Raw genomic sequence first — 10,901 nt, 5'->3', positions numbered from 1 at the left:
GGGTTAGATAATCAACTTTCCCGTATGTGTATGTAACGGTTGGAGCGATTTGCTTAAGCTTATCAATATTTTTCAAATTGGATAGACCGATGATGAGATCCGGTTTTAGTTCAATAATTTTCTCCAAATTTTCATCTGAAACTTCCTGCACATCTTTTAAGGCTTTGTCGAAGTTAGGGTTGGCTTTGGACCATGACTCCACACCGACAAGCTTCACATTTAACGCCAATACGTTTCCAGTAAAAGAGGAAAGGACAATGACACGCTGTGGATCAGCAGGTACTTCAATGGGCCCGTTCTCGGACTGGTAAGTGATTGTTTTGGACCCAGACCCAGCAGTTGCAGCCGACGTCGCAGCGGGATCTTCTTTTGTTGGAGCAGCAGATCCGCAAGCGCTAGTAGCTAGTACTAGGATGAAGAGCAGGAATAGAATGAGTAGCTTTTTCACTGGAATAGTCTCCCTTTAACAAATTGTAGGTCATGCACATGGGTTTATGGGTTCGAGGATCTCTTCCGATCTCTGCATCGATCTGAAAAACTTGCCTGAGAACTTCAGGCTGCATCACTTCTTCGCAATCGCCGGCTTTGACGATTTCGCCATCTTTCAAGGCGATGATGTAATCAGCGAAACGGGCGGCTTGATTCAAATCGTGAAGTACCATGACAATCGTTCGGCCTTGCTCCTGATTCAATCTTTGCAACAGCTCCAGCACCTCTAGCTGATGGGCCAAATCCAAATAGGTAGTGGGCTCATCCAGGAAAATAATGTCTGTTTCCTGTGCAATAGCCATGGCAATCCAAACGCGCTGCCGTTGACCACCTGATAGGGAATCAACAGGTCTATATTTGAAATCTTGGGTACCTGTCACTTCGAGCGCCCAGTCAATGGCGTCATAGTCCTTCTTCGTCAATCGGCCAAAGCCGGTTTGATAAGGAAAGCGGCCATAAGACACCAATTCACCAACGGTCAATCCACTGGCGCTTTCAGGCGCTTGTGGTAGGATCGCCATCTTTTTGGCGAGCACTTTGGTATTTTCTTTCGAAATGAGCGCCCCGTCTAGAACGATACGTCCTGACTGGTGAGGAATAATTCGTGTTGTTGCTTTCAACAGGGTGGATTTACCGCAGCCGTTAGCGCCGATAATCGTCGTAATTTTCTTGTCGGGAATGGCGGCACTAAGATTTTTGACAATCGAACGTTCTCCATAACCAATGTTGAGTTCATCTATGTATAGGCGAACCATCATACACCTCCATGATGTCATCGATAGTGATAATCATTATCAACCAGACAACTAAACATACTTTACGCCAACAACATGAGGTTGTCAATGATTATTTTTGTTGTCAAAAGAAAAATTTAGCTTTATATTTAATTGATAATGATAATCAATTTCATATAAACGAGAAGGAGTGAACGGATATGGAAAATCAGGAATTGTTTGATGTAACGATCATCGGAGGAGGCCCGGCAGGGCTTTACTCTGCTTTCTATAGCGGTTTGAGAGAAATGAAAACAAAGATTATTGAGTATCAGCCACAGTTGGGCGGCAAAGTGCATGTCTATCCAGAGAAGATGATCTGGGACGTTGGCGGTCATACGCCACTGCCAGGTGCAAAACTGATTGAAAAACTTGTCGAACAAGGATTAACGTTCTCGCCAGAGGTCGTACTACGGTTACGAGCGGGATAAGACGTTGCTTCAAAATAGCGAAGTGAAGATCGAGATCGTAGACGACTATTATATTAAGGGCAGCGCGGCGAGCGAATCTTCTGTAGAGGGCATTTATGCAGCTGGCGATATTCTCAATCATGAGGGGAAAGTCCATCTGATCGCGGGCGCTTTCCATGATGCAGCGAACGCTGTAAATAAAGCCAAACAATACATACAGCCAGGCGCGTACAAGTATGCTATGGTTTCTTCTCATAATGAGGTCTTCAAAGAACGGAATCGGGAATTAGTGAAGCAAATGTTCAACTAGTTGGACTTATGAAATTGGGGTCATCTTGGAAAGAGGCAGCCCTGAGCAGGTCTTCAAATTGTCAAACAACGAGCGAACCATGCAATTTCTGAGAAAAATACAGGGAAGCCCCATGTTTACAAATTTTTCCTAACAAAAGACGACAATATTCCTTGGCATTCCCGAAAAATACTATAATCTTGCTCCCCTCACTTCGACAGCTATTCCAAGCAGGGTGTTGTACTATTTTAGTACATACATCTAGGAGGTGCAGTGGTTGATAGATAAGAATATAAAGAGCAGAGCAGTCTGGTTCGTAAAAAGTGAAATGGAGCGGGTAGTGAGGGATTTGGAAGGTGGAATCATCACTAGGGATCAAGCCATTGGCAGTTTGAATACACTTTTCAACATCTCTTCTGGGATTGAGGATACGATGCAAATGCAAATGATTTGCAGAATTATTTCCTACATACGATCGACAAGCTTTTATGGTCAAATTAAGAAGATGTATGCCAGCAAAATGTTTCACGATCAGCCAACACCAACGCCAGTGCCAGCGCCTGCACCTGTACAAGTACCTGTAGCTGAAGAGATAGCAGCAACTTCTATGAAAATTCTCGAGAAAATCGTTCGATAAGCATGTTAGGGGTTCTACATAAAAAAGCCTTCAATCCAACGATAGATATGGAATGAAGGCTTTTTGACTTGTCGATCGGACCTTAGTTATTAGTAGGTTGGTCTGTGAAGATGTGGAAGCCCACGCCAAACTTGTCGACTACTTGACCATAAGCAGGGCTGAAGTGAGATTCTGACAACGGTATGATGACGCGTCCGCCATCTTCCAGTGCATGGTAGATCGCTTTGGATTTCTCAACATCCTTGATCGAAATGCAAATCGTAACATTAGCCCCCTTCTGAATAGGTTGTCCAGGGAATGCGTCAGACAACATCAGACGTGTCTCGCCTACCATCAGCATCGCATGTCCGATAAGCTCACTTGCCTCTGCAGGAAGCGGGAATTCAGGATTCGCGGGCATTTCGCCAAACGTTTGTACGAATACTTGCTCAGCACCTAATGCTTTTTCATAAAATTGAATGGCTTCCTTAGCGTTACCTTCCATGACTAAATAAGGATCTAAGCGTACTGTCATCATCCTTCAGCTCCTTGGGTTATATTTGAATAGAAACATTGCTAAAAAACCTTACCTCTTATTATTACCATAAAACGCTCCAAAAATAAAGAACATATGTTCGATTTATTTGTAAATGTTTAATGAACGACTGGAAGCTCACTCCTCTTGTGTTCATGCTCGATTTTTGGCACAATAATAACTAGATGGTAGGCTTCGGCTGTTTCGTAGAATTTGGACTGTAAGTGAAAGTCTTGAAAAGAGGATAAAGCATGAATAAAGGGTCCATTTATGGATTAACGTTTGATCAATTGGTTGCTTGGCTCGCCGAAAAAGGATTCAAAAAGTCGCGGGCTTTACTTGTATGGGATTGGCTGTATCGCAAGCGGGTAACTGCCTTTTCGGAGATGACGGATGTTAAGCAAGACTGCCTTCAGGTGTTGGAAGAACATTTTGCTATCCAAACCTTGACGGAGCATTTAAAACAAGAGTCGGCGGACGGGACTATCAAATTCCTGTTTAAACTGATGGATGGCAACCTGATTGAAACCGTGCTGATGCGGCATAAATACGGGCTATCCGTGTGTGTAACGACACAAGTCGGCTGCAATATCGGGTGCAGCTTCTGCGCAAGCGGTCTGCTGGCTAAGAGCCGTGACCTGACAAGCGCAGAAATCGTGGAACAAATTATGAAGGTTCAGCTTCATTTGGACAGCAAGGGCGCGAGTGAGCACGTGAGCCATATTGTTGTGATGGGGATCGGCGAGCCTTTCGATAATTTCAAGAACATGGTGGATTTCATCCGCGTTGTGAAGGATCAGAAGGGTCTTGATATTGCCGCTAGACATATCACCGTTTCTACAAGTGGTCTTGCTGATAAAATCAGAGAATTCGCGGATTCCGATTTGAAAACGAACCTCGCGATTTCCTTGCATGCCCCGACGAACGAACTTCGAACGCGGATCATGAAAATTAACAAAGCCATTCCAATTGAGAAATTGATGAGTTCGATTGAGTACTATTTGGAGAAAACAAACCGGAGAATTACGATCGAGTACATTTTGCTGAAGGACGTGAACGACGGCAAGGAGCATGCGATCCAGCTCGCTGAGCTGATTCAGCACATCCGCCAACTCGCCAATGTGAATCTCATTCCGTACAATCCGGTAGATGAGCACAGCCAGTACCAACGTAGCGAGCGGGAGTCTGTTCGAGCTTTCTATGACACACTCAAGAAGCAGGGTATTTCCTGTAGCGTCCGTCTTGAGCACGGAACGGATATTGATGCCGCTTGTGGACAATTACGAAGCAAACAGATCAAGAAATCCACAGAGGATAACCTGGTTGCCCAATAACAAAGAACCTTCCGTACCAGATTTCGTGGTTTGGAAGGTTTTTTTGTGAACAGAAATGCTTGGGAGGAACTAGAGTGCTCTATTTCCCTGAATGGGTGCAAGTTTCATGTACAAGGGGAACTACGTTCCGTTATTCCACGAATTCCATCCGAAAAACGCGCCACGGGGCAAATATAAGACCCTCTAGTTCCGCTCAGAGTGGCAATAGCTCTTTTTTCTAAGAATAGAGGACTCCAAGTTCCCCTAGGTATACGGAAAAGAGCATCAGGAGACTCCCGACGCTCTTTCACATTAGTACTTGCTAGTCTCCCGACCGCTGCGCATGAACATCAAGGCTAGGCCAGCAGCAATGAGCACGATGGCGAAGATAGGCTGATTGTGGAAGATGCCGGAGAAGAGCGAGCCGATTGAGAAAATCGCAAAGAACAAGAGGGACATCACGGTCAAAATATTGATCGGAATAAGCAGCCATTTGTTGCGTCCTCCGAACCAATACAGCTCGAACAAACCGACGGCGACAGCAAGCATAAAGCCAGGCCACATGAGATGCCAAATATCGAACAGCATGGAAATTTGGCAAATGACGCCTGCCGTCAGCAGAATGCCGCCGGGCACTAGAACGCCTACACCCCTACGCTGCAGGATGAAGAAGTACAACCAATGAAAGAACACACCTACTGGGATGACGAATAAGGTTGGCCAAAAATATTCAAAAATGGTACCCGTGCTGAACGTGATTTCCCCTTTTAGAAACATGAAGATGCCTAAAAGAATCAAGATCGGGCCGAGAAAAGCGCTGCGATTCATATTCACTATATTCACTCCTGTTCGTTTAATCATTGTATCTAGCATATCACGGCACCAGAAACATGTCCTCCTGCTTAGGTGGAGGAGGCTCTCGGTCTGAAGACTGATTTTGTCTAGCTGATTTGATGCATGGTGACGTCTTGCCGGGGCTTCCTCCCTCTTTTATGAATGAAAACGACTCGAGAGTACACAATATAACGAGTTGTTTCCARTTTATATGAAAAGGAGAATCTGAAGCTCACGCTAGCGACCGCCCAGCAGCTGCTAAACAGATGATGTACACGCAATCGATGGTGCAGTTGAAAGCCGATTTAAGAAGACTATGGATAGATCACGCGATTTGGACACGCAATTATGTGGTAAGTGCCCTTGCTGGTTTAGAAAATAAAGATAAAGCACTAGCTAGGTTATTAAGATGGCATTATCAAGCAATTCCCGCAAAAGTTCAAGTAGACGTGAAAAAGGGACTGCTCCGAAGGTCATTTCAGACTTTCAGAGACAGTCCCTTTGATTTAAAAGAACTTCACGAGCTGATCTTTGATCTCATCATCCGAACCGCCAACAACCGTCTGGAACTGCGGTTTGTCGAATAGAGCCTGAATTTGCTGCGGGTAGGTTTGCTCAATACCGCGCAGGCGGATGGACTCATCGAATTTCGCTGGATGAGCGGTGGAAAGCGCGACCGTCACTTCGCCGTCAGCAGTGATGCGGTCAGCAGCGGCAACGCCGCACGCGGTATGCGGGTCAAGCAGATAACCATACTCCTTGTAATAGGAGCTGATGGTATCCAGGCATTCCTCGTTCTGCACGCCGTACGCGGCGAAATCCGCTTGCACGGCTTGCAGCTTGTCAGCAGGAATAACAATGCGGCCTTCGGCTTTGAACTGCGCCATCAGCGAGGCCACTGCCTCTGCATCTTCGCCGTACAGATAGAACAGATAGCGCTCGAAGTTGCTAGCTACTTGAATGTCCATGGAAGGGCTGTGCGTACCGCGGAAAGCTCCCGGTTGATACACGCCTTCCTTCACGAAACGCTCAAGGATGTTGTTTTCGTTCGTCGCTAGAATGAGCTTATGAATAGGAAGGCCCATCTTCTGAGCGAGATAACCAGCGAAAATATCACCGAAGTTACCAGTCGGCACGCTGAAGTTCACTTTAGCTCCTGCATCGCTGGCTGTAACTTGGAAGTAAGCATARAAGTAATACACCGTTTGCGCTAAAATACGGGCAATGTTGATGGAGTTGATCGCACGCAAGTGGTAGCGATGCTTGAACTCAACGTCAGCGAACAGCTCTTTGATGATGCGTTGGCAGTCATCGAAGGTCCCTTCGACGGATAGATTCAGCACATTTTCGCTATCAACCGTTGTCATTTGCAGCTCTTGCACCCGGCTCACCTTCTGGTGAGGATGGCATCGATAAAACCGAGGGGTTCTACTTTTCCACGTGTGCTAATGTATTCCATATTAGTCCCCTTATTCGAATGAATTTTCAGTTATTGTATCAAAAAACGAGTCATTTGGACAGTACGATCAGCCACGTTAAACAAAGAAACCTCCCAATTGGTAAGGAAGGTTTCCGCTTTTTACAATAATTTTTTAAATTATTCTTCTTTATCGGCAACAACGATTTTCCAAGCTGTGCCGATAGGAGGCGAGCTCTTGGTCAGCGCCGGTCCGTAGAATCCGATGACATTCGCGCCTTTCACAAGTTTGGATGTCTCTACTTTCTCGCCATTTTTGTCAACGATAGCTGTATCTTTCGTCAAATTCAGAACGACTTCGTTCGGCGATGCTTCGGTTAAACCCTCGCCTTTCACACGGATGCGCAGATCATTCTTGTTCTCGCTGCGGATTTCTTCAATAACACCGGCCGTTCCGATCAGTCCCTCTTGTAGTTTGGCATCCAGAACGGTTACTTTGGACGTTGGCGTTTGTGGAGGCAGGCTCATCGTCATAACCATGGAATGTTCAGCCGAAACGGTTAAGCCTACATGTAAATCGGCAAGACTAAGTTTAGTGCCATCTAACATTTGGAAGACCGTTTCTTTGCCGACGTTAAGAACAAGGCCATCTGTGCCTACACCTTGAATGTGGATCGACCCATTATCGCCATCCGTTCGAATGGACGTGATAACGCCAGTAGCTTGCACTTTTTTTGCCTCCTCCTTCATGGAGATCGAGACGGTGAGGTTGCTTTTTAAGCCTACAGCAGATGTATCATTAGGCGCAGCGTAAGCGGTACCCGCAGTCATCATGGCTGATAGAGATAGAATGGCAAAGCTCTTTGTCATAACAGGATTCATGGCAGTACTTCCTTTCTGTATCTCAGGTTGTCATTAGTCTGTCCTTCTAAAGGTAAAAAGTTTCCAGCCTGTTGCGGGAACAGGAAAGTTTGATTAAACTGAACTTCCTCATGGACTTCATCCGAGCGAAACTATAGAATCAATTTATGTGTGTAACAATGGAAAGAGGTGGAATCCTTGTCTTTTATCATGAAGCTTCGATGGTTTTTCAAAGAAAGATGGAAATATTATGTGCTGGCGATCGGTCTGCTCATTGGTGTCAATTTACTGGCGACAATTCCGCCTAAAATGATAGGAAATACAATAGATCATATCCGCAACGGAAATCTGACGGCAACTACGCTCAACCATACGGTCCTTTTACTTGTAGGACTTGCTGTACTCCTATACATAATGGCGTATGTGTGGATTACGACTTTGTTCGGTAACTCGGCATTGGTGGAGAAGGTGCTGCGCGGACGTTTGCTTGCGCATATGACGAAAATGACGCCGGCATTTTTTCAACGCAACAGCACGGGCCAGTTAATGGCCTTGGCTACGAATGACGTGCTCGCGATCGGTCAAACCTCGGGGTACGGGGTAATGACCCTGGTGTCCACGATTGTAGGGGCATCGGTTGTTATTATCATGATGGTTTCTCTCATTTCCTTTAAATTAATGATTGCGGCACTGATTCCGCTGCCATTTCTAGCTTTTGTGATCAGTAAATTGGGTCAAAAGGTGAGAGTGCGCTTCCTCGCGGCTCAAGCTTCCTTCGGGAAAATGAACGAACATGCGCTGGAGTCGATCTCCGGCATTCGCGTGATTCGATCGTATGTGCAGGAGGATCATGATCTAACAGCATTCGACCAAGTCACATCCGAGGTTATGAATAAGAACAAACGCGTTTCGTTACTCAATGCGCTTTTTCAACCATTGACCTCTCTTATTGTGGGCTTGAGTTATTCTATTGGCATCGGATATGGTTCCTATCTGGTGTTTCATAATGAGATTTCACTGGGGCAGCTCGTTTCGTTCAACATTTATTTAGGGATGCTGATCTGGCCGATGATTTCCTTCGGTGAGTTTATCAATGTCCTGCAGCGCGGCAGTGCCTCTGCTGACCGACTGGATACTGCGCTGACACAGAAGGCCGATATCGTAGACGTGGATAAGCCAGTTGCGGTGAGTTTGCCTAAGCGAATTGAAATGAAGGATCTTAGCTTTACTTATCCGACTGCTAACCACCCAAGCCTATCGCATATGTCTTTCGAGCTGGAGCGGGGCCAAACCTTAGGCATTGTAGGCCGTACGGGAAGCGGTAAAAGCACGTTGCTCAAACAACTGCTGCGCCAATACCCTATCCCGCCTGAGAAGTTGCTGATCTCTGATGTACCTATCGAACAGATAGCGCTCGATCAAGTGAAGAGCTGGGTGGCTTATGTTCCGCAGGAGCATTTGCTGTTGTCCAAGTCGATCCGCGACAATATCGCGCTCGGGAAACATGACGCTCTGCCGGATGAGATAGCGCGAGCGGTAGAGATGGCTTCTTTTACCCAGGATATTGAGCAAATGCCGGAAGGTCTTGCCACTATCGTCGGCGAGAACGGCGTCATGCTGTCCGGTGGACAGAAGCAGCGCTTGGCGATTGCCAGAGCACTGCTCATCAATTCCGAGATCCTCCTGCTGGATGACTCGTTATCCGCGGTAGATGCCCGGACGGAAAGCCGCATTCTCCAGAGCATCCGCAAGGAGCGGGCAGATAAAACAACGTTCATCTCGACCCATCGTTTATCAGCGGTGAGCCATGCGAATTGGATTCTCGTTCTAGATGAGGGACGCGTTATAGAAGAAGGAACACACGAACAGCTGATGCAGTTTGGTGGTTGGTACCGGGAACAGTGGGACCGTCAGCAGATGGAAGCAAGTTTAGACGAATAGACGAAGAAAGGAGGTAACAGGATGAATCAACCATCAACGGCTAGAAGACTTGTCTCATATGCGCTCGTCTATAAATTCAGGATTATCGGTGCGCTGCTCATTTTATGCTGCGCAGTAAGCGCCGAGCTTGCGGGACCATACATTACAAAAACGATCATCGATCAGCATCTTTCTGTAGATACAAGCCAGATGGCTTCTGTTCTTAAGCTGATTGGTCTCTATATGGGGCTGCTTTTAGTAGCAAGCATTTGCAACTATTCGCAAGCTTACTTATTCCAGTCCACAGCGCTTCAAATCATCAAAAACATGCGTATGGACTTAATGCGGCACATCCAGCGCATCGCACTGCGTTATTTCGACACCACGCCAATTGGTCAGGTTGTGTCGAGAATTGCCAACGATACGGAGGCCGTACGTGACTTATTCATGAGCTTCATGGCGACGTTTGTCGTTAGTACGATGCAGCTTATCGGTATTTTCGTAGCCTTGTTTATCTTGGACTGGCACTTGGCTGCTTATTGTCTGGTGCTGCCGCCTATTTTCGCTCTCATTATGAAGATTCACTTGAAATATTCGAAAGTGTACATCACGATCATGCGTGCGCGACTTAGCGACATGAATGCGATGATTAACGAATCGATCGTCGTGATGCCGATTATTCAGGCTTTTCGCCGCGAGAAAGTGACGCTGGACGAATTTGAAGTGCTCAATCGGGACCGCTATGTGAATCAATTGAAGCAGTTCCGCGTTTTCTCCTTGTCCTCTCGTAACATCGTAGGTACAATCGGCAGCTTGGTGACTGCGATGGTCATTTGGTATTTTGGCCACGAGTCACTGAGTACCGCTATTTCTTTCGGGGTATTTTATGCGTTTATCGATTATCTGGGGCGCATCTTCCAGCCGATTATCGGGATTTTCGATCAGCTGACGAATGCCCAAAGGGCCTTTGTATCCGCAGATAAAGTGTTCGCTATCATGGATATGGAAGGCCAAGATGTTGAGAACACAGATAAGGTGAGCCGTCCAGAAGGAATTGTGAAATTCGATCAGGTTACCTTTGCTTATAAAGAAGGGGAGAATGTCCTGAAGAAGATTTCCTTCGAGGCTCGCAAGGGAGAGACGATTGCTTTGGTCGGCCACACCGGCTCAGGCAAAAGCTCGATCATGAACCTTCTGCTCGGCTTTTATGAGCCCAATGAAGGCAGTATCACAATTGATGGCCGGGACATCCGGTCGATGTCGAAGCAGGCGCTGCGGAAACATATGGGCATCGTGCTGCAGGATCCATTTTTATTCGCTGGGGATATTAAGTTTAATGTGAGCCTCTACAATGAGGAGATTTCTATGGATCGGGTAAAAAGCGCGCTGAAAGATGTCGGCGCTGCCCCCTTCATCGAACAGCTGCCTCATGGCTACGATGAGC

Annotated in this window: 9 protein-coding genes and 2 pseudogenes; 5 read left to right on the top strand and 6 right to left on the bottom strand. The window is 46.4% G+C overall.

All coding sequences use genetic code 11. The annotated features are described in order from the left end of the window. On the bottom strand, positions 1–448 hold a 448-nt coding region (locus AC1DUA_RS21705; protein WP_477501748.1), incomplete at its 3' end, for an ABC transporter substrate-binding protein. Then, entirely contained in the window at positions 396–1,244 is an 849-nt protein-coding gene (locus AC1DUA_RS21700) for an ABC transporter ATP-binding protein (RefSeq protein WP_477501752.1), read from the bottom strand. The genes AC1DUA_RS21705 and AC1DUA_RS21700, both read right to left, overlap by 53 nt. Before the next feature lie 179 nt (positions 1,245–1,423). Between AC1DUA_RS21700 and AC1DUA_RS21695 the strand changes: the two are divergent. Both AC1DUA_RS21695 and AC1DUA_RS21690 read left to right on the top strand, forming a co-directional pair. Continuing rightward, a pseudogene (locus tag AC1DUA_RS21695) lies at positions 1,424–1,982 on the top strand (NAD(P)-binding protein). Positions 1,983–2,238: 256 nt separating this feature from the next. Continuing rightward, a complete protein-coding gene (locus AC1DUA_RS21690; protein WP_477501747.1) occupies positions 2,239–2,598 on the top strand; it encodes a hypothetical protein in 360 nt (119 codons plus the stop codon). A gap of 82 nt (positions 2,599–2,680) precedes the next feature. Here AC1DUA_RS21690 and AC1DUA_RS21685 read toward each other — a convergent pair whose 3' ends face one another. After that, complete coding sequence (locus AC1DUA_RS21685; RefSeq protein ID WP_477501751.1) at positions 2,681–3,112, bottom strand: VOC family protein; 432 nt, start codon at positions 3,110–3,112, stop codon at positions 2,681–2,683. A 251-nt stretch (positions 3,113–3,363) separates the two neighbouring features. Between AC1DUA_RS21685 and rlmN the strand changes: the two genes are divergently transcribed. Continuing rightward, the gene (rlmN, locus tag AC1DUA_RS21680) at positions 3,364–4,446 is read left to right on the top strand and encodes a dual-specificity RNA methyltransferase RlmN (protein WP_477501746.1); all 1,083 of its coding nucleotides are present in this window, start codon (positions 3,364–3,366) and stop codon (positions 4,444–4,446) included. 291 nt (positions 4,447–4,737) lie between these two features. On the opposite strand, the gene AC1DUA_RS21675 is transcribed toward rlmN, so the two are convergent. The 3 genes and pseudogenes from AC1DUA_RS21675 to AC1DUA_RS21665 all read right to left on the bottom strand — a co-directional run bounded on the left by AC1DUA_RS21675 (position 4,738) and on the right by AC1DUA_RS21665 (position 7,558). Next, positions 4,738–5,253 carry a hypothetical protein gene (locus AC1DUA_RS21675; RefSeq protein ID WP_477501750.1) on the bottom strand — a complete coding sequence of 172 codons (516 nt, stop codon included), beginning with the start codon at positions 5,251–5,253 and terminating at the stop codon, positions 4,738–4,740. Between the two features lie 512 nt (positions 5,254–5,765). Next, positions 5,766–6,665 (bottom strand): annotated as a pseudogene (gene thrC / locus AC1DUA_RS21670) (threonine synthase); the annotation flags it as partial. 191 nt (positions 6,666–6,856) lie between these two features. After that, on the bottom strand, positions 6,857–7,558 hold the full coding sequence (locus AC1DUA_RS21665; protein WP_477501745.1) for a hypothetical protein: 702 nt from the start codon (positions 7,556–7,558) through the stop codon (positions 6,857–6,859). Between the two features lie 189 nt (positions 7,559–7,747). On the opposite strand from AC1DUA_RS21665, the gene AC1DUA_RS21660 reads away from it, so the two are divergent. Together AC1DUA_RS21660 and AC1DUA_RS21655 are read left to right on the top strand one after the other, a co-directional pair. Further along, on the top strand, positions 7,748–9,478 hold the full coding sequence (locus tag AC1DUA_RS21660) for an ABC transporter ATP-binding protein (protein WP_477501749.1): 1,731 nt from the start codon (positions 7,748–7,750) through the stop codon (positions 9,476–9,478). A gap of 21 nt (positions 9,479–9,499) precedes the next feature. Then, the coding region (locus tag AC1DUA_RS21655; RefSeq protein ID WP_477501744.1) for an ABC transporter ATP-binding protein at positions 9,500–10,901 on the top strand (1,402 nt) is incomplete at its 3' end.

It is taken from the genome of Paenibacillus sp. 01T422, assembly GCF_056398785.1.
This window is presented reverse-complemented; position numbering and strand designations above follow the sequence as displayed.